Raw genomic sequence first — 19,071 nt, forward strand, 5'->3', positions numbered from 1 at the left:
GGGCGCGACGATCACCCTGACGGTGAACGGAGCGCCACACGAGGCACGCCCCGATAGCACGGTCGCCGCACTGCTCGCGACTCTCGGCATCGAGCCCCGCCTGGTTGTCGTCGAGCTCAACCGAAAGATTCTCCGCGATCGCGCCGCCTTCCCTCTCATTACCCTCGACAATGGCGATATCGTCGAGATAGTGCACTTCGTTGGCGGTGGCTGAATGACAGGAACGGCGGTCGAGACGTCGCCCGGCATGCTGCCGCTGACAATCGCAGGCCGTGAATTCCGGTCACGACTCATGGTGGGCACCGGCAAGTACGCCACAAATCTCGACATGATCCGGGCTATTGATGCTTCGGGGGCGGAGGTGGTGACGGTTGCGGTGCGGAGAGTAGATCTGAATCGAGTCAACGACGAAGGAATACTCCGCCATCTTGACCCTGATCATTTTTTTCTGCTGGCCAACACCGCTGGCTGTTATGACAGCGACGAGGCAATTCGCTATGCGCATCTCGCGCGTGCTGCGGGTTTCAACGAGTGGGTCAAGCTCGAGGTGATCGGCGACCTCGAGACTCTGCTTCCCGATACAGCCGGGCTCCTCGAGGCCACCCGCGCGCTGGCGGACGAGGGATTCAAGGTCATGGCCTACACCAACGATGACCTGATAGCAGCCTTGAGGCTCGAAGACGCCGGCGCAGTGGCGGTGATGCCGCTTGCCTCGCCTATCGGCTCCGGCCTCGGAATGCTCAATCCATTCGCGATTCGCACTATCAAACACCGGCTCCATGTGCCGGTAATTGTGGATGCGGGGGTCGGTACCGCATCGGATGCATGCATCGTGATGGAGCAGGGCGTCGACGGGATTCTGATGAACACCGGGATTGCAGCTGCTTCGGATCCGGTGCAAATGGCATCTGCGATGAAACAGGCAGTCGAGGCCGGGCGTCTGGCGTATCTCGCGGGGAGGATGCCGCGTCGAGAGATCGCCGTACCTTCATCGCCTTTTACCGGCATGTTCAACACATGACATCGCCGGGCGGTGCCGTTCAGAGCGCAGCCATTGGCGGAGTCACCAGCCCGCGCATTATCGCGGCGGGAATTCTGGCCGACATTCACGCCGGCGAAATGCTCGACTCGGCGTTCGAGCGCCGGGCCGCGCCGCTCGACGCGCGTGACCGGCGATGGCTGCGGGAGCTTGTTTACGGCACCCTCAGGCAGCGCAATGCACTCGACGCTATCCTGGCCGAGCGGGTTCGTCTGGGCCTGGGGCGTGTCGACATCGATTTGCTGGATCTGATGCGGCTCGGCGTATATCAGCTGTTGCACATGGGCAGCGTCCCGGCGTACGCGGCAATTGCGCAGACTGTTGAACTGGCCAAGGTGAGACATGGAATCGGCGCCAGTAAACTCATGAACGCGGTCCTGCGCCGCATCGACAGAGAAAGCGAAAGCCTGCGAGTTCCGGTGCCGGCAGACTCTCTCGAGGCGCTGGCTGTGAAGTATTCCCATCCGTCGTGGCTGATTGCGCGCTGGCTGTCCCGGTGGGGCGACGAGGCGACGGAGGTTCTTCTGATGAAGAACAATGCGGAGGCGCCCCTCGTCATCCGGCCGTACGGCATCGTGCGCGAACAACTGGAGTCGATGCTCGAATCAGCCGGAGTAGATGTTGAAGATGCGCCGCTCGCGCGCGACAGTCTCCTTATAAGCGGCGGGATTTCTCTCAACGAGCTCGGCGCCTTCAGACAGGGGTTGTTTTTCGTCCAGGATCCCGGCTCGACGCTGGTGACACAGTACGCCGCGATCGCTCCCGATTCCACAGTAGCTGATCTTTGCGCGGCTCCGGGTGGGAAAGCGCTCGAGCTTGCTCGCCTTGCGAAAGCGGTGATCGCGGTTGACCGCTCAGTGCACCGGCTCCAGCGACTGATAGAGAACAAAGTTCGCCTCGAAGCCGACAATCTTTTCGTTGTGGCTGGTGATGCGCACTTCCCGGTGGTGAAGGAAATGGATGCGGTGCTCATCGACGTTCCGTGCACCGGCACTGGTACGTTCCGGCGGCATCCCGATGCTCGATGGCGCCTCAAGGTCTCGGACATATCTGTCATGGCCGCACTCCAGGCAGGTATTCTCGACGCCGCTGCAACAGCGGTAAGGCCGGGCGGACTGCTGATTTACAGTACGTGTTCTCTCGAAGCAGAGGAGAACGAGCAGCAGATCGCGCGATTCCTGGCGCGGAACTCTGCCTTCACGCTCGAAGCGCCGCCGGCGGGATCGGTGCCTCCTGACACAATTGACGAAGGCTTTTTGCGAGTGCTCCCGCAGGTTCACGGTTCCGACGGAGCGTTTGCCGCGCGTTTGCGACGGGGTCAGTAAGTGGGTTTCCGCGCGCTGCCGAAGCGCGCATTTCCCTACCTCCTGGTTGCGATGTTCGGGTTCATGATCGCCTATGTGGGTCTCTTTTTTTTCGCCTTCCCGGCCGACGTACTGCCCGACAACGTGCGCGTCCCCAATGTTGTCGGGATGAGTTACGATGAGGCAGCGGCGGCTCTCGAAAAGTCCGGGTTTCCGGTAGTCAAAGGCGACACACGCTTTCACAAGACAACCCCCGAGAATCAGATCCTGCAGCAGGATCCGCCAGCGAACAGTCTTCAGAAACGCGGGGTTGATGTCACGGTTGCGATCAGCGGTGGCCAGCGCGGTGCGACGGTACCCAATGTCGTCGGCCTGAGCCAGCAGCAGGCACGAATTGCGATCGAGAACGCGGGCTTTCAGATGGGATCGGTGATGGAGCGAACTGGTGATCAGCCACGTGGGGCCGTGATCGACAGTGAGCCGGCCGCCGGTGCGACACTTCAGTTGCCGGCGGTGGTTAACATCGGCATCAGTCAGGGCCCTGCGACCGTAGGGCTGCCGGATCTCACCGGCAGGACTCTCGCTGACGCTCGGTCGGCCATCGAACAGCTCGGCCTTCAGGTTGGCGGCACCACACGCGACACGAGCTCGATACAACCTGAGAACACCGTGATTGGGCAGGTTCCGGCGCCAGGTCAGAAGATCTCAGCCGGCGGCCGCGTCAATCTGACAATCTCGCGTTTTCCACCGGTTCCTCAGGCTGTGCCAATTGATACACTGGTACCGCCCGACTCGCTTTCGCGTCTGTCGCCGAGCAGCTTGCCGGGCGGTGCCTGGTGAAGGTCCGGATCGCGCCATCGGCGCTCAGCGCTGACTTTGGAAAACTGGCGGACGAAATCGCCATGTGCGTCGCCGGCGGGGCAGACATGATTCACATGGATGTGATGGACGGCCGATTCGTGCCCAACATTACTTTCGGTGAGAAGATGATTGCGACGGTTCGCCGCATCACGACGCTCCATCTGGACGTTCACATGATGGTGGAGGAGCCCGAGAGGTATTTCGAGAGCTTCGCAAATGCCGGCGCGACGGGAATGACGATTCACTCGGAAGCCGCACCTCATCTGCAGCGACAGCTTGCCCTGATACGGGAGCACGGGTGTCTCGCGGGAGTCGCGATGAATCCCGGGACCTCCCTCGAGCCGCTGCGCGAAGTAGTCGGCGACATCGATCTTGTGCTCGTCATGACTGTCAATCCCGGCTTCGGCGGTCAGGAGTTCCTTGATGCCTCGACGGGAAAGGTTGCGAGGGCGCGCCGCATGCTCGACGACTCGCGATGCGGGGCGGCACTCGAAGTCGATGGCGGCATTTCACGTGAGACGATAGAAAAAGTCTGGCGTGCCGGCGCTGATACGTTTGTGGCCGGCAGTGCGATATTTACCTCGGACGATCCGTGTCGCGAGATCGGGGTGCTTCGCGGACTTTGCGTCGAAACGGCGTGACGACACAACAACGGCAACCTCGGAATACGGAGATATTCCATATGGCTTTTCGCAAGGATCCTGAATGACCAGCCGAAAACAATTCGCGACGGTACTCGGCGTACTCGTCGCCGTGCTTGCGATCGCAATTGTCGGGCGCCAGATGCTGGGCGATGAGATGTCACCGCTCGGCCTTGGATCCAGGGCCCCTGACTTCACCGCGAGCACTCTGGCGTCGCAGCCGGAATCGAAGTCACTCGAGGATTACCGCGGTCAGGTAGTGATGCTGAATGTGTGGGCAACATGGTGTGGGCCATGCCGCATTGAAATGCCGAGCATGGAGCTGTTGCACAAGGCGTACGGGGACAAGGGTCTGCGAATTGTGGCGGTCAGCATCGATGATCCCGGTACCGAACAGCTCGTCCGGGATTTCGTCGAACAGTATGGACTCACTTTCGAGATTCTTCACGATCCCGCCAAGGCTATCAGCCGACAGTATCAGACCACAGGTTACCCCGAAACCGTGATCCTCGGGCGAGACGGAATAATCCGGAAGAAACTGATCGGTGCGACTGACTGGAATTCACCCGACAACCGCGCGCTGATCGAGCGGTTGATTGCCGAAAGCGCAGAGTAGTCGTTGCCCCTGATACTTGGAATCGAGACCTCGTGTGATGAAACATCCGCGGCGGTCATCGATGGCAGTGGCAACAATGTCGAGCAGCGTTCCCTTGTGATCCTCTCGCAGGACATCCACCGTGTGTTTGGAGGTGTGGTTCCGGAGATTGCATCCCGCGCCCACCTGACGAGTATCGTTCCGGTAGTCGAGCGAGCTTTGAACGAAGCAAATGTCAGGCTTGAGGACATCGACGCCATCGCAGTGACATCTGCCCCAGGCCTCGTCGGCGCATTGCTGGTGGGCGTGTGCTACGCAAAATCACTGGGATTCGCTAAAGGCATCCCGGTTGTTCCGGTCCACCACATGGAGGGGCACCTGTTCGCGACATCGCTTGAGCATGAAAGTGCGGTGCCGCCTTTCACAGCTTTGCTCGTCTCGGGTGGGCACACGATGCTACTCGATGTCGAAGCGTGGGGTCGTTACCGCCTGCTCGGCGCCACTCGCGATGACGCGGCCGGCGAGGCATTTGACAAGGTTGCGAAAATGCTCGGGCTTCCCTATCCCGGCGGCCGTCATGTTGAGAGGCTGGCGCGCGAAGGCGATCCAACGCGTTTTCGATTCAAGCCGCCGATGGTGCGGCGCTCGGACACTCCCGGCGACGAGGACTACTATGCGTTTTCATTCAGCGGATTGAAGACTGCCGCCCTGAATGCCGTCCGCGGCAGTTCCGATATCGACGTTGACCGGTCTGCCATTGCGCGCGGTTTTCAGGACGCACTCGTTGCCTCCCTCGTCGAGAAGACTCTGCGTGCTGCACGTGAATACTCCCGCACGCGGATTGTTCTTGGCGGCGGCGTGGCCTGCAATACGGCCCTCTCGAGTGTGCTCGCCGAGCGGGCGTTGCAGATTGGTGCTAACGTATTTGCGCCGTCGCCGCGCCTGGCGACGGACAACGCAGCGATGATCGCACGCGCCGGTCTGTTTCGTCACGAACGTGGCGAGCATGCCGGATTTGATCTCAACGCGCATGCGAGCCAGCCGATCCCCGGCCTGATCGCGGCCTGACAATTTTCATTCACGCGATGCCACGTATCTTTGCACAGATCGTTCATCATCCGCTCGCATACGAACTGGGCCCTTTGCAGATAACAGGGTTCGGGCTCGCGATACTACTTTCCTTTGTAATCGGGCAGATAATCCTCCAGCAGGAGCTCGACAGGCGCGGGGAGGATCCGGGTCCTGCAGGCGACATGGTTTTTGCCGCAGTGATTGGTGGCCTGCTCGGTGCGAAGATTTACTATGCAATCCTGACGCAGGACGCCGGCTCGCTCGTCAGCAGGGCGGGGTTTGTTTTCTGGGGTGGCCTTATCGGCGGCATCCTCGCCGTCTCGGCCCTGGTCGTAGTGAAGAAGCTGGGCCTGGCGCGGATGAGCGATGTATCGGGTATTGCACTCGCAGGCGCTTACGCCGTGGGGCGAACCGGTTGCTGGGCGGTCGGTGATGATTACGGGCGCCCGTTCAATGGCCCTTGGGCCACAGTATTTCCGGAAGGTGCGCCGCCTTCGACAGCCGGAAACATGTCCAGCATGTTTGGCGTTGGCTTTCCGCCGGGAACGCCCCAGAATCAGGTGATCGCTGTACATCCCACGCAGATCTACGAAGTCGGCATGGGCTTCGTGATGTTTCTCATTCTGTGGCATTTCCGCGATCACAAGCATGCGCGAGGCTGGCTGATGGGTTTCTACTGCGCGCTTGCCGGTGTGGAGAGATTCATCGTGGAATTTTTTCGAGCCAAGGATGACCGGTTGTTCGGCGGGGCTCTGACGATTGCGCAGGTGATCGCTCTGATCTTTGCGGCGGGGGGCGTGGCGATCATGTACGCGAGGTGGAACGTGACGCCTACCTCGCCAGGCATTTACGCAAAACGACAGGCGGCTTAAGCACACGGATTCGCTCGGTCAAGGCTTCGCCTTTTCACGCAGTGTGGGATAAGTGATGCCAAGCTGCTCTAGATAACTACCGAACTTTTTTGAGTCGTAGTAGAGCTTTCGCATCTGGGGCCGGTACGCCGACATGATATCGGCGTTCAACCAGATTGCAGGCTTGTCAGTCGCGGCAAAAAACGGTGTGTACTTGACAGCCCTGGTCTGAACCGTGTTGAAGTACTCCCAGGCGTCGCTTACGATCTTCGGCGTCAGCAGTATGTCCAGCATCGTCATCGCCTGAACCTTTGCTCCTGCGACGACACCCTTGTGGGCAATCGGCGTCGCCATTGAAATAGCGTTTGCCCAGTTGTGACCGGGCAGGCCGGGAATGTTGGACGGAAAGTTGAGGTTGATGGTTGGCACGTTCCAGCTCACGTCGCCGATATCGTCTGACCCTCCCCCCATGCGCGTCGCCTCGTTTACCGGCCCGTTCAGTCTTCCGGATTGGGTAATGAGTCCGCTGTCCGGAGCGCTCAGCTCTCGCTGAATTCCCCTCGCGAGCGCCTGATCCTTTTCATCCCACACCGGCATGCCGACCTTCGCGATGTTCTGATACATCGCCTCGGCGACAGGCCGCGAGAAATGCGCGCTCCATCCGGATCCAACCATCATGACAGTGTCGACTTCGGTCTCGGTCATCATCGCCGCGCCCTGCGCCATCTTCTTCGCCGTCTCGAACATCGCGAGCGTGCGAGGATGATCGCGTTCCCGGAAGTAAAACCAGATGCTCGCGGTACTCGGAACTACATTCGGCTGATCGCCGCCATCGGGAATCACATAGTGAGAGCGCTGCTGCAGAGTGAGATGCTCACGCTTCATTTCCCACCCTTGCGCCATCAGCATGACGGCGTCGAGCGCGCTCTTCCCACGCCATGGCGCGCCAGCCGCATGAGCACTCGACCCTTTGAACTTGAAGATTGCGGATATGAGCGCATTGTTCGATGACTGCCCCCACGCGACTGAGAGCGAATTGCTCACGTGGGTGAACAGCGTGATATCGACGTCCCTGAAAACACCGGCCCGCACGAGGAACGCCTTGCCCGCCATTTGCTCTTCGGCAACTCCGGGCCAGAGAACGAGAGTGCCGGGGAGCTTCTCCCGCTGCATGATTTTCTTTACGACAATCGCCGCCGCGATGTTGAGCGGCATTCCGGAATTGTGCCCTTCCCCATGCCCGGGCGCACCGGCGATCATCGCGTCCCTGTAGCCAACGCCGGGTTTCTGCCCCGCCTGAGGGATGTCATCGATATCCGAGCCCAGCGATATCACCGGTTTGCCCGAACCCCAGCGCGCGACGAACGCCGTTGGAATTCCCGCGACACCGCGCTCGACCTTGAACCCATTCTGCTCGAGAATGCCAGTCAGATATTTCGACGTCTCAAATTCCTGAAACCCCAGCTCGCCGTATGAGAACACCTGATCGACCATCACCTGGATGAGCTTTGCCCGGGCATCGATTTCCTTGACCGCTTCTGCCTTCAACGCATCGAGGCGCGCGGTGGTCGCGTACCTGTATTTGATGGAGTCGGCGGCACCGGGAGTTGCACCCTGCGATAACACGTGGCGGGGTGACAGCGCAGCGACGGCGAATACCGCGGCGATTGAGGCAGCTCGCAGCAAAAATCGGTGAGGTGTCAATTGGTGCTCCAGGATCGGCGTGAGATTTTTGTACATGCAACGCGTCTGCGCGCCGATGCAGTCATTCAGCTGTGTCCGCGCCTATTGTACGCGGGCGCGAGCTTCCTTGCCAGCTTCGCAGCCGCCGAGTGTCGCTCTTTCAGAACATCGGGCTTCCAGTGGTACACGTTGTCGAGTAACACCCGAGCCCCTCCGCACGCGCTGAACAGGAGCTGGTGAAAGACCATCTCCTCAGCGTCGGCGATCCGATCTTTCGGATTTGCCGCGCGATACTCCGGAAGTGATTGTTTCCCGGCGAATGACGCCAGAATCGCCGGCATTGCGGCGTCGACACCACTGCCCCGGTTGAATGTCTCCTTGGGCCGCCAGAGCAGCGGATCGGGGAGAAGCCCGCTGAACGATTGACGCAGGACCCATTTGCCGACCCGTCGGCTCCATGGCTTTGGCCGGACAATCTTGAGCTGCGGGCTAATATCCATGGCGCACTGAACGACGCCGGTATCGAGAAAGGGAACTCTCGCTTCGACACTGTGCGCCATCGACATCCGGTCTGCGCGCTGAAGGTTGGTTCGATGCAGCTCCTGCACGCTGCGATGGAGCTCGCGGTGGAGGATCGATGGATTTCTGTAATCCATGTGATACCCGTAGCCGGCGAACAGCTCGTCGGCCCCTTCGCCTGTCAGCACTGCCTTTACGTGATTCGACGCGAGCTCGGCGCAGAAATAATTGGGTATCGCCGCTCGTACCAGAGGGCTGCTGTACGACTCCAGCCGCCAGATTATCTCGGGAAGCTTTTCAGCGATCTCCAGTGGTGTGATGATCCGTTCATGATGGCGTGACTGAATGTGCCGGGCGCACTGGCGGGCAGCGATCAGGTCGGCGCTTCCCTCTATCCCAACCGCGAAGGTGTGCAGCTCGCCAATATGCGGGCGTGCCATCGCCGCCACGAGGCTGCTGTCGAGTCCACCCGAAAGAAACACGCCAACGGGACCATCGCCCATCAGTTGCGATTGCACGGCCGACTCAAGCTTGCTCCGGATGTCGGCGTACATGGGTCGACGCGTTGGCCGATCGCCTATCCAGCCCTCCGGCACGCTGTAGTATCGCTGAACGCCTTCCTGCGGCGTGAACGTACACCCAGGGGGCAAAGGGCGGACTTCGGAGGCACGTCCGAGCAGCGCTTTCAGCTCCGACGCAAAGACCAGCTCATTTTGTTCGCCTGCATTTGTATGGGATCCCATGTAAAGGGGCTTGACACCCAGCGGATCCCGGCCGAGCACGAGATTCGATCCGTCGGCGATAGCGAACGCGAAGATGCCGTTCAGTCGCGAAGCTGCTTCGACGCCGTATGCTTCATACAAGGCGATGATTGCCTCGGTATCCGAGCCTGACGTGAACTGGTAGGTATTTCCCAGAGCCTCTTTCAGCGACAGATGGTTATAGATCTCACCGTTGGCAACCACCGCCGTCGAGCCGCCAGCATTGTAGAGCGGCTGGTCGCCGCCCGCGACATCCACGATCGCGAGCCGGGCGCAACCGATGGCTCCGGCAGCGGCCGCGTGAACTCCGCGTGCGTCAGGCCCGCGATGCCGCAGCACCTCCAGCATTTCGCCGGTTACGCCGGCTCCGTCAATCGCTCCCCATGCACCGGCAATTCCACACATGCATTACTCTAATCGCGGGAATGCGCTTTGACAGCGGTCATTTCGTCAGGCCGCCGGGGAATGGCTACTTTTCCTCGCATGGCAACTCCGTCTCCATATCGAACGTTGATCCCTGAACGCCGCGTCGCGCTTGTACTCTACGCATTGCGTACGACACCCGAGGCACGCGAACGCTACGTCCAGCGGCTTGTGAAACGTGGCGGCGGGTTCCGTGCGGCAACGTTAAGGACCTGGCCCGTGGACCGTCTCGCGCGTGAAGTCGTACGCGTACGTGCCGAAGACTCGCAGGATGAGCTGGATCTGCTGCAACTGCTGTACGTCGATCTCGAGCCGGCAATCCAGGTGACTTTCCTCGATGCCGCCGGGGTCGAGCACACCGATGGGAAGATCTCCGAGGATCTGGAGCCGCCCTACGCCGACGCTTCGTCGGTGCGGCGCGCGGCGGATGTAGTTCTGGACAAGCATGGTGACGACGGGGCGCGGTATCTCCAAACCCTCGCGCGCTACAGCCTTGGCTGGTGGCCTGAGATCGATTTGGTGGTGAATGAAATGGCAAGCGCGGCGCCCACTGATACCGTGGCGGCCACTGATACCGCTGCAGCCAGAGACAGATAACCGGGGTTATCGATGCCCGAAAATGCCCCCACATGGGTTACGGTGACTACCTGCAGCTCAGGCCTGGAGGCCGACTTCGGGGTGCAGCAACTCGCGTCGGCGGGTATCGACGCGGTGGCCCGCGGAAATGACATCATCGGCATCTTCGGCCCCGGATTTTCGGGGGCTACTGCACGCGGTGTCGACGTCATGGTGCCGTCGCATATGCTGGAGGATGCCCGCGAAGTGCTGGGCGGGGGCTAGCACGGCGGCGACGGTCGCTCTTCGGTGAAGGCAGCCGTTGCCGTTCCGGCAATGAACTTTGCGAACTGACTACGCAGCGTTCGCGGGTTCCTCTGAGTCCCGAGCGGGAAGAAAGGTTTTCAGCAGCGCAAACACCAGCAGCAGGAGAAGAACCCCCTGTGCCACCAGTGTTTCCGCGCTTGGAAATATTCCCATCGCCGGGATGCTGGGCATTGCGTTGAGTACCGTAATCGGTACCACATTTCCTTCCTGAAGCTCGCGTATACCCTTCCCCAGAAACACGAAAGCCAGATAATAAAGGAGCACGCTTGTCCCGGCGAAAAACGGCCGCATCGGTATTTTCACACCGAACCGGTAGAAGAGGGTAAAGATCACAGCGAGCAAGGCGAATCCCGCAACCATTCCAAGCACCAGGGGGATGGCGACATCGCCCTCACTGAAGAGCGCCTGATAGAACAATGCCGTCTCAGCGCCTTCGCGAAACACCGCGAGGAAAGCAACGATTGCCAGTGCCTTGCCGCCGCCGTGATCCAATGCGGTATTGACCTTTTCACGGATGAACTTCTGCCACTTGGCAGCTTCGACCTTGGAAATCAGCCAGTAACTGACGGAGAACAGGACGGCGACAGCGATCAGCATCGTCATCCCTTCGATGATCTCGCGGCTGGCAGGGAGTCGCGCGAAGAAACTCTGCAGGACGATCGCCATCAGCACACTCGCGGCGAGCCCGGCCGCAACGCCGGTCCAGATTGCGCGAAGGCGTTCGCGATGACCGGTCTTGATGAGGAATGCGACGACGGCGCCGATCACCAGAATTGCCTCGAAGCCTTCGCGCAGGATGATCAGGAGCGACTGAAGAAACGTTCCCCATCTACCTTCCGTTGGACGCGTGAGCGCCACGACGCGGGGCAGGTCGAGGGCAATCGCGTCCCGCGCACGCTCGGCGATACTCAGGTCTTTCCCGCGCAACGCTCCCTTGAAGTCGGCGAACTGTCGTTCCATCGAGGCGACGAGCCCGGGTTGCTTCGCGCGGGCCGGGGTTTCCAGCGGTTCGAACGCGATGTAAGCGTCGAACGCCCTGTCACCGGCGTCGGCAGTTCGACCCGCTCTTGCGAAATCGAGGGCACTGTCCAGCAGTGCGAGAACCGAGCGCGCGGCTTCGTCGCCGGGCGCTGCGGTTGCGTCGGCAGCGGCGGGAATCTGCATCTGCGTGCCCCGCAGCGTGTACACGTAGTTGACGATATTCCAGCGCTGTTGCGGCGACAGGCTTGCAAAAGACGGCATCGGGCTGCCGCGAATACCGACGGTCACGACGTTATATGCGAGCGTCGGGCTGAGATCGGGAAGACCCGAGGACGATCCGATCGGTGGGGGCTCGATGGGGAGGGATCTGGCGGCAGGGCCATCACCCAGACCGCGGTCGCCGTGGCAGGAAGCGCAGTTGGCAGTGTAGAGGGCATGTCCCGCGCTGGTGTCGAGGGCGGCGGTGGGCAGGTCCAGGGCACCGGCCGCCCCAAGTGCACCATTGAAGCGGGCGTGAATCAGGCTCACTTCGGGTGGAGCACGCTTGGCCAGCACCGCGGTGGTCAGCGTATCGAGCAGGGCCTGGCTGGCGCGTGCATTGTAGCCACGAAGGCGTTGCGCCACCTGCCGCGCGTCCTCGAGAAACGACGTCGTTTCGGCGTACTCGACCTGTGATACGAGCCGGCCTTTCTCGTCGAATGCCTTACCATACTCTTCAATGGCAACACCGACGATACTCGAAAGTCGCTTTGCGGGGTTCTCCTGCGCCTCCCCGACCGCCGACGTCAGCGCCGCGAAAACGAGGGCGGCGAGACCAAATTTCAAGCCCGGCTTCATTGCCGAGTAAATCTATCAGGATACTTCGCGTCTGAAAGGTGGCCTGGAGTTCTGGATCAGAAATACGCTGTCAGGGTTCGTACTTCTGCAGCAGCGCTTTGGAAGAGGAACCCTCGTTGTTCACTGGCACCTGACGCAGGCGGATAATGACTTTGGAGAGTTCACATGCTGCCTCCGTGGAAATGGATGGTGATGGGGGAAGCAGCGGGCGAAGCCCGCATTCTCCGAGTGAAGCCGAGGCTGCACGCGTAAGGAACACAGGTTCGGATCGGTCGAGTTCGGCAATCGCCCCGTCGTCCTCGGCAAGCACGACCCGTATCCTGTCACGGACCGTTTCATCGGTGCCGTGCATTGCGAAAATGCGGTCTCCGAAAAGCGGATCCGCTACGACGAAGGTCAGCGGTCGTTCCGCAAGGCATCGGTCGATGGCTCCCGAAAGTTCAGCGTGGACGGCGACCACGACGATCGGCTTACCCAGTTGCCTCGCGATTTCGCGAACGGGTCCGGCGTGGAAGGTAAGCGTCACTACCAGATCGGAAGCTACGATGGCATCGCGAAGGCTCTCGAGCTCCGCTGACGGCTCAGCGCCGCTGTCACCGGCCGTTGCGAAGCGAAACGGCGTTGTATCCAGCCCGAAATCCTCGCTCAGCTCATCGCAAAGAGCAACCAGACAATCTTCACTCGACTCGACACACAGGCACCGAAGCCGGCCTGCTTCTGTGTACCTGCGTACCAGGTCGGGAAGATCAGGTATACGAACACGCTGGCGCCACGCGTCGACCATCAGGTCTGCCATCCATGACGCTTCCGCGATGGCCCCGGTCTCAGGCATCCATGCCTGCCTCGACAGGTAGACTCCAGACCTGCCCCGGATTTCGACCAGCCCTTCCTGCTCGAGAGTGCGATACGCGTTCGCCACCGAACGATGATCGGCTCCCATGTCGCGGGCGAGCTGCCGAATTCCAGGAACGCTGCAGCCGTGCTCGAGATGCCCCAGGTGCAGGCCAGCGAGGATACGGTAGCGAATCCTGTCAGTGAGGTCGGAATGCTTTCTCATCTCAGTCCCCGAAACGATGTTGATATGGCAGGCGAGCAACCGGACGCCGGGTAATCCAAGCTACAGCGCGTGTTCAAATCCAGCAAAACGGCATTGCAGGAGAAAAAAAGTCGGACTCGGCAGCGCAAGCGAGCCACCATTGGTACAAACTGATACTATCCTGTGTTGCAGAAAAGGCATGGCTGTTGCGTTTTCGTGCGATGCTGTTCAAACCGCAAGACTGACCAGGGAGAAGAATTATGAGGGAATTGATGGTACGAAGCATTGGGATGCTGTTCGCGGGTACTACGGTTTTTGCGATGCTTGGCGCCGCTGGCGGGACGGCACCGGAGGACGCGGTGACAACCGAGTCGCAGGCACAGGGCAGAGGCCAGGGCCGAATGAACCGAGCCCAGGTGCAGCGCATGACGAGTACGTGGCCCAAAGCGTCGCGGGAGGCGATTGCCTTTCTGACGAACAAATACGGTGCGCCGGCCGCAATGTCCTCGGATATGGTGGTCTGGGGCCGCACTGGGCCGTGGAAGCGGACGATTGTGTATCGCACGGAATACCAGCACAACTTCCCCGGGCCGCACACTGATGTCATGCAGCAATGGATCGACTATCGGGCACCGGCGTCCAGCTACGACGAGCTCGGCGAGTACGACGGCAGCGTGGTGATGGAGCGTACATCAGGCGAGATGTCGGCAAGGTGCGACAAGGAAGGCGCCAATTTCCTCGCTTTGAACCTCGCCAACGACATCGTTACGGGGAAACGCAGCGTCGACGAAGCTCGGAAGATGTATGGCGAGCAGATCATGGCGATGAAGGCCGGCCGGCCGGCTCCGTATACGGCGCGGCTTCTGTTCACGGTGTCGTCAGGAACAGCGGATACCGATAAGCCGGTAATGTAGCAGCAGCTGCAGGATTGTTACGGCGCGCGTATCGCGTCGGCGTTCGTAGCAGAGGGGACAGCGGCCGCTGTCCCCTCTGTTGTTTTTTTGAGCTTCGGGGCTTGATCGAGGCGAACCGCAACGGGGGTTGCCACGCGGCTCCTGGACGTGTCACTTCACCACGTGCATTCCGACAAGCTCGCATCAGGCATGCCCGACCGGTTGCTCGCCGCGAGATATGTCCGGCGCGCGGCCGGGTTCTGGGTGGCCGTGCACATCTTCCTGGGCGTCGTCAGCGGGGGTGTCGTCCTGGCACTCGATCCGCCCGCCGCGCTGTTGCTGTTCGCGATTGCAGGAGGGCTCGGGGTGTTCGACGCATTGAAACGCCATGAGCTGCTGTTTCTCCAGAATCTTGGTGTCCCTCGGTCGATGGTCGCGGTGCTCTGGATCGCAACGGCCGCCACGCTCGAGCTGTCGGCGCACCTTGTATCGCTGGCGGTACGGTGACGATTCTTCACGCGGATAGCATCGCCAGGCGCCTCGGTGGTCGGAAGATTCTTTCAGCCGCCACGCTTACGGCGGATAGCGGAACAATCACTGGCCTGCTGGGACGCATGGGGGAGGGCAAGTCAACCCTCATGAAAATCTGCGCTGGCCTGATTCCGCCGGACAGCGGCTGGGTCAGATTCGATGGGATCCAATACATTCGCCCGCGATTGCATCGATTGAGCAAGGGTGGACTTTATTACCTTGCCGATTCAGGGAATCTCGCATCGTCGCTTACACTCCGGCAGCATATGGAAGCCGTCCACCGGAGATTCGCCACGGCAGCGTCCGACGAATCCATCGTCTTGATGCACCTCGAGGGTCTCCTCGATTCCCCGCCTGGTCAGATGTCCAGCGGTGAGCGCCGCCGCGCGGAAATCGGCCTCGCCATTGCCCGCAGGCCGAAATGCCTGATAGTCGACGAACCCTTTCGAAGTCTGGATCCGCTGATCTGCGACATGGTGGGCAGCGGCCTGCGAATGGCCGCCCAGAATGGGTGCGCAGTAATAATCAGCGGACACGAAGTCAGGGCACTTACACCGTGGCTGGATTCGATAGTCTGGCTGACCTCCGGCACCACTCATCCCCTTGGCTCGCCTGCCGAGGCCAGGAAGAACGAGGCATTCAGCCGCGACTACCTGGGTTCGAATCTCGAACGGTCACCCATCGCCGTTCCGGAAGTCGTACCTCCCTTCCAGTTCTCTTCTGCTCACGGCAGCTCTCTGCCCGGTGCGCTCCTCAAACCGGGCCACAAAATCGGGTAACCGCTGGGCAGTGAACCCTGCCCTCGGCAACTGCGTAATCCGAATTGCATCCTCGATTGCCCCGGGGGGGCCCTCGACCTCGACGAGGGCGTCCATTCGCGGGTACTGCTCGAATCGCACGGTGGCGCCCACCACTTCGTACTGCATTATGGTCCGGTCAATTTCCTTGACGACGACGAATCCCAGTCTGCTCAGCATTTCAGCCAGCGCCGCGGGATCGCCGGCGGGCGTCGACAGCTCCTCGCGAACCTTGTACCCATCCTCGTACCGCGTCGAGCCCTTCCAATCCAGATGACCGTGGCGCTGCCCATCGCTTTCGTAAATCCGGAGGCGAAGCACATGATCCCGCCCCACCAGCGCACCCGCCTCGGAATCGTAGCGCACATCCGCGAGCGAGCCTGCGAAGACCAGACGCCCGCCTGCTGCTTCAACACGCGAACGGCACGCGTCGATATCCTCGACCACACTTTTCACTTCAACTTCACGCATCCATGATTCTCCGAACTACCTCATCAGTGTCCGCCAGATTCTCGAATACAGCATAAGGTTCGTGCTCGGCGAGCTGATCCACCGTATACCGGCCGGTCGCGACCCCAATGGCACTCGCGCCAATCGACTCGCCGCATCGTATATCGGCGGGCGTATCACCGATAACGATCATGCGATTGCCTTCTATGTCGGCGCCGAGGAACTCACGTGCGCGCCGCTGCGCAACGGCGGGCAGCTCCGGTCTCAGCTCGTGATCGGACCCAAAAGCATTCACACGGAAGCGGGTGACGTCGATACCCGCGGCCCTCAGCTTGGCATATGCCCCCTGCTGGATATTGCCAGTCAACAGACCGAGCACCACCGCATCCAGCTTCTCGAGTGCATCGAGCAGGTCAAACACCCCCTCAAACACATGCACCGTTCGATCGCCGCTGGCCAGCCCACGTTCCAGACCGGCCAGATAAGATGCGAGCAACTGGTCCATCTGAGAATCGATGTTCGCATCAGCGAATCCTTCGAGACGCATCAAATCGCGAACGATCTGCCGGTCTGTCTTGCCATCGTAGTGGTAGGCAGCGTCGCCAGAGGCTCCGAACACCTCTTTGAGGGCTGCCTCCATTGATACCCGGCCAACTCCTCCGCTTTTAAGCAGCGTCCCGTCTATGTCGAACAGAACCACCCTCATGAGCGTGTCAAAAACAGTCCTGTCATGATCGTACCCGTACCGATCCCCTGCCACATCGTCGGCGCCTCATGAAGAAAAATCCACGCGACCGCGATGGCGATTGCCGGCTGAAGGTTTCCATACACGGCGGTACGGGTCGGCCCCAGCACGCGCAGGCCGCGATACCAGAACAGATACGCGATCACCATCGAGACGATGCTTGCGTAAAAAAGAGCACCCCACGCCCCGGGTCCGATGGCTCCCCAATTGGTTGCAAGCAGTGCACGCGGGGTTGCGACTAACATCGGCAGTGTTCCGCCAAGCATCGTCAGTGCCGATATCTGGACTGGATCCACGCGTTTGGCGTAGGGTTGCAGGAAAACGGTGAAGATCGCCCAGCAGAAAACACCGGAGAATACGAGCAAGGTGCCCAGCGTTGTCCCACTGGGAGATTCTGTCCGCGTGCTGCCAAGAATCACCAGCGCGACACCGCTGATTGAAACGCCGACACCGGCTATAGTCCGCCACTTCAGACGCTCCAGCCCGCGAATTCTGCTTGCGATCATAATGAACGCCGGTGCTGCAGCGATCATCAACGCCGCATTCGCAACCTTGGTGCGGGAGAGGCCTTCGATGAACAGGAGTTGATAGATCCCGTTCCCGATGACCCCCAGGGCGATGAGGACAAGTATATCGCGACGCTGTGGCCACTTCTTCCGCTGGATTGCAGTGATCAGCAAGAGAACCGCCGCTGCCAATGCTACCCGAAGACCGGTGAACGCCAGCGGAGAGAAAACGCCGGTCGCGAACTTGATGACGCTGAAATTCACGGCCCAGATGATCGCCATCAACAACAGCAGCGCATCCGTTTTCCCGAATCGGGTCTGGGGGTGGTCATTCATGGGGCGAAACCTAGCTAGTGCCCGGCGCGGCCTGCTACTTTGCGCGAATGCACATTTCGTTTGCAGTGTTCGCCGATGGCGCCAATGTTTCTCAGGAAGGAAAGCTAAACGTTCTTGGCGTTTTCGACGCTCTGCAGGTTGGAGGATTTCCTTCGGTCCACCCGCGCACGCATTTTGTCGTCCGGCTCAAAGGCAGCGTCGAAGACACAGGTACGCACACACTCACATTCAGCTGGGTGAATCCGTCAGGCGAGGTGTTGTGGTCCTCTGACGGCGAGCTGAATGTGGCTCCGGGTCCCAACCCGGCGTTCGAGATGGACCTGCCGATTATCGGCGTCATCGATCTGCCTCTCAACTCGCCGGGCCTGTATACGATGCAGGTCGCCCTGGACGGAGAGCACACGGCCGATGTGCGACTCTATGTGGCGGCAGCAACTCCTGTTGTAATGCCACCCCCGCATGGGATGTTCAGCTGACAGGAAGACTCAACTGATGATTCGCCGCGCAAACAGGAATCGGGCTGCCAGCCCGCGCGAATAGTCGTCGTCGGCCGACAGTCGCTCGAGACTATAGCCACCGCGCCCCAGTGCGGCGTGGACGATGTTCGACGAACCAGTAGAAATCGCCACGTGAGTGATGCGACGATCGTCACGGTCCGAGAAGAAAAGCAGATCGGCCGGTTTCAGACCGTCCAGGCCTCCGTCAACCGCTTCTCCCTCCATGGCCTGCTGCCACGCATCCCTCGGCAGCTTTATCCCGTGAAGCGCGAATGTACTCTGCACGAGCCCCGAACAGTCGGCGCCCCAGGGTGATATGCCTCCCCACTGGTAATACGTCCCCGGAAACAGCCCCATGGCTGACGCAACGATCGCCTCCGGCTCTCTTGCAAATGTCTCGCGCCGGTGCTCGAGGTCGAGGGACCGCCCGGAAATCCGGTGCGCGCGCCCAATAAGTGCGCCGAGAGGAAGATCGAGCGTGGTACCCTGCTCGTTGCGGATACCGCAGCCGAGTGACATCTCGCCAGATGCGTTCCAGCCCCACTCTGCGGTATCTGCGCCGTCGCAGGTCTCGACGTAACCCTGGTGAATCCACCCTTCGTAACCATCGCCGCCGGTAACGCGAATCCACATGCCATCGCGAGTCGTCACTGTGGCGCAATGTCCATACAGCAACTGCGATACCTGGGTTGCCGAGGCCCTTGGCTCGGCAACCAGGGGCGCGAGCGGGGTGGTAGCGACAACGATATCGCCACTCAATGTTCAGGCCAGTCGATAACAGGAATCTCGCGGGCCGGGGTCGGAGGATTCTCCGGTTCGACGTGATCCAACG

The 19,071-nt window shown here is 60.6% G+C and carries 22 protein-coding genes; 14 read left to right on the top strand and 8 right to left on the bottom strand.

The features are described from left to right. From thiS to WKF55_02670, 8 genes are all read left to right on the top strand, one after another. Positions 1-214: sulfur carrier protein ThiS (gene thiS, locus WKF55_02635; GenBank protein MEJ7758470.1), on the top strand; the 214-nt coding region annotated here is incomplete at its 5' end. Beyond that, positions 215-1,021, top strand: a complete 807-nt coding sequence (locus WKF55_02640; GenBank protein ID MEJ7758471.1) for a thiazole synthase — start codon at positions 215-217, stop codon at positions 1,019-1,021. Continuing rightward, positions 1,018-2,364 (top strand): 16S rRNA (cytosine(967)-C(5))-methyltransferase RsmB, encoded by a 1,347-nt coding sequence (gene rsmB, locus WKF55_02645; GenBank protein MEJ7758472.1) that lies wholly within the window; start codon positions 1,018-1,020, stop codon positions 2,362-2,364. Before WKF55_02640 ends, rsmB begins: the two co-directional genes overlap by 4 nt. Continuing rightward, complete coding sequence (locus tag WKF55_02650) at positions 2,365-3,183, top strand: PASTA domain-containing protein (GenBank protein MEJ7758473.1); 819 nt, start codon at positions 2,365-2,367, stop codon at positions 3,181-3,183. It begins immediately after the preceding gene. Then, on the top strand, positions 3,180-3,845 hold the full coding sequence (gene rpe / locus WKF55_02655; protein ID MEJ7758474.1) for a ribulose-phosphate 3-epimerase: 666 nt from the start codon (positions 3,180-3,182) through the stop codon (positions 3,843-3,845). The genes WKF55_02650 and rpe overlap by 4 nt, the downstream gene beginning before the upstream one ends. 64 nt (positions 3,846-3,909) lie before the next feature. Beyond that, positions 3,910-4,461, top strand: coding sequence for a TlpA disulfide reductase family protein (locus WKF55_02660; protein ID MEJ7758475.1), 552 nt, complete (start codon positions 3,910-3,912; stop codon positions 4,459-4,461). A gap of 3 nt (positions 4,462-4,464) precedes the next feature. Next, positions 4,465-5,508 (top strand): tRNA (adenosine(37)-N6)-threonylcarbamoyltransferase complex transferase subunit TsaD, encoded by a 1,044-nt coding sequence (gene tsaD, locus WKF55_02665; protein MEJ7758476.1) that lies wholly within the window; start codon positions 4,465-4,467, stop codon positions 5,506-5,508. Positions 5,509-5,525: 17 nt separating this feature from the next. Beyond that, positions 5,526-6,383 carry a prolipoprotein diacylglyceryl transferase gene (locus WKF55_02670; protein MEJ7758477.1) on the top strand — a complete coding sequence of 286 codons (858 nt, stop codon included), beginning with the start codon at positions 5,526-5,528 and terminating at the stop codon, positions 6,381-6,383. An 18-nt stretch (positions 6,384-6,401) separates the two neighbouring features. Here the strand turns inward: WKF55_02670 and WKF55_02675 are convergent, their stop codons facing one another. After that, positions 6,402-8,066, bottom strand: a complete 1,665-nt coding sequence (locus WKF55_02675) for an amidohydrolase (GenBank protein MEJ7758478.1) — start codon at positions 8,064-8,066, stop codon at positions 6,402-6,404. A 65-nt stretch (positions 8,067-8,131) separates the two neighbouring features. Next, the gene (asnB, locus tag WKF55_02680) at positions 8,132-9,730 is read right to left on the bottom strand and encodes an asparagine synthase (glutamine-hydrolyzing) (protein MEJ7758479.1); all 1,599 of its coding nucleotides are present in this window, start codon (positions 9,728-9,730) and stop codon (positions 8,132-8,134) included. A 60-nt stretch (positions 9,731-9,790) separates the two neighbouring features. On the opposite strand from asnB, the gene WKF55_02685 reads away from it, so the two are divergent. Continuing rightward, entirely contained in the window at positions 9,791-10,345 is a 555-nt protein-coding gene (locus WKF55_02685; protein ID MEJ7758480.1) for a hypothetical protein, read from the top strand. Positions 10,346-10,357: 12 nt separating this feature from the next. Next, positions 10,358-10,588: a hypothetical protein gene (locus tag WKF55_02690; protein MEJ7758481.1), complete on the top strand. Its 231-nt coding sequence runs from the start codon at positions 10,358-10,360 to the stop codon at positions 10,586-10,588. A gap of 69 nt (positions 10,589-10,657) precedes the next feature. Here WKF55_02690 and WKF55_02695 read toward each other — a convergent pair whose 3' ends face one another. Continuing rightward, entirely contained in the window at positions 10,658-12,448 is a 1,791-nt protein-coding gene (locus tag WKF55_02695) for a cytochrome c/FTR1 family iron permease (protein MEJ7758482.1), read from the bottom strand. Between the two features lie 70 nt (positions 12,449-12,518). Next, a complete protein-coding gene (locus tag WKF55_02700) occupies positions 12,519-13,505 on the bottom strand; it encodes a GntR family transcriptional regulator (protein MEJ7758483.1) in 987 nt (328 codons plus the stop codon). 251 nt (positions 13,506-13,756) lie between these two features. Between WKF55_02700 and WKF55_02705 the strand changes: the two genes are divergently transcribed. The 3 genes from WKF55_02705 to WKF55_02715 all read left to right on the top strand — a co-directional run bounded on the left by WKF55_02705 (position 13,757) and on the right by WKF55_02715 (position 15,687). Next, positions 13,757-14,398, top strand: a complete 642-nt coding sequence (locus WKF55_02705) for a hypothetical protein (GenBank protein MEJ7758484.1) — start codon at positions 13,757-13,759, stop codon at positions 14,396-14,398. Positions 14,399-14,545: 147 nt separating this feature from the next. Continuing rightward, entirely contained in the window at positions 14,546-14,884 is a 339-nt protein-coding gene (locus WKF55_02710; GenBank protein ID MEJ7758485.1) for a hypothetical protein, read from the top strand. Next, a complete protein-coding gene (locus tag WKF55_02715) occupies positions 14,881-15,687 on the top strand; it encodes an ATP-binding cassette domain-containing protein (protein MEJ7758486.1) in 807 nt (268 codons plus the stop codon). Before WKF55_02710 ends, WKF55_02715 begins: the two co-directional genes overlap by 4 nt. Here WKF55_02715 and WKF55_02720 read toward each other — a convergent pair. The 3 genes from WKF55_02720 to WKF55_02730 are packed head-to-tail and all read right to left on the bottom strand — an operon-like array spanning position 15,583 to position 17,742. Beyond that, on the bottom strand, positions 15,583-16,176 hold the full coding sequence (locus tag WKF55_02720) for a CYTH domain-containing protein (GenBank protein ID MEJ7758487.1): 594 nt from the start codon (positions 16,174-16,176) through the stop codon (positions 15,583-15,585). The two genes, WKF55_02715 and WKF55_02720, sit on opposite strands and share 105 nt — an antisense overlap. After that, positions 16,169-16,861, bottom strand: a complete 693-nt coding sequence (locus WKF55_02725; GenBank protein ID MEJ7758488.1) for an HAD hydrolase-like protein — start codon at positions 16,859-16,861, stop codon at positions 16,169-16,171. The genes WKF55_02720 and WKF55_02725 overlap by 8 nt, the downstream gene beginning before the upstream one ends. Beyond that, positions 16,858-17,742, bottom strand: coding sequence for a DMT family transporter (locus WKF55_02730; protein ID MEJ7758489.1), 885 nt, complete (start codon positions 17,740-17,742; stop codon positions 16,858-16,860). Before WKF55_02730 ends, WKF55_02725 begins: the two co-directional genes overlap by 4 nt. A gap of 47 nt (positions 17,743-17,789) precedes the next feature. Here WKF55_02730 and WKF55_02735 point away from each other — a divergent pair, with 47 nt between their 5' ends. Next, positions 17,790-18,218, top strand: a complete 429-nt coding sequence (locus WKF55_02735) for a hypothetical protein (protein ID MEJ7758490.1) — start codon at positions 17,790-17,792, stop codon at positions 18,216-18,218. Positions 18,219-18,227: 9 nt separating this feature from the next. Here WKF55_02735 and WKF55_02740 read toward each other — a convergent pair whose 3' ends face one another. Then, the gene (locus WKF55_02740; GenBank protein MEJ7758491.1) at positions 18,228-18,998 is read right to left on the bottom strand and encodes an SH3 domain-containing C40 family peptidase; all 771 of its coding nucleotides are present in this window, start codon (positions 18,996-18,998) and stop codon (positions 18,228-18,230) included. Positions 18,999-19,071: the final 73 nt, after the last annotated feature.

The sequence above is a fragment of the Gemmatimonadaceae bacterium genome (genome assembly GCA_037721215.1).
In the GTDB taxonomy this organism is placed as follows: Bacteria; Gemmatimonadota; Gemmatimonadetes; order Gemmatimonadales; family Gemmatimonadaceae; genus UBA4720.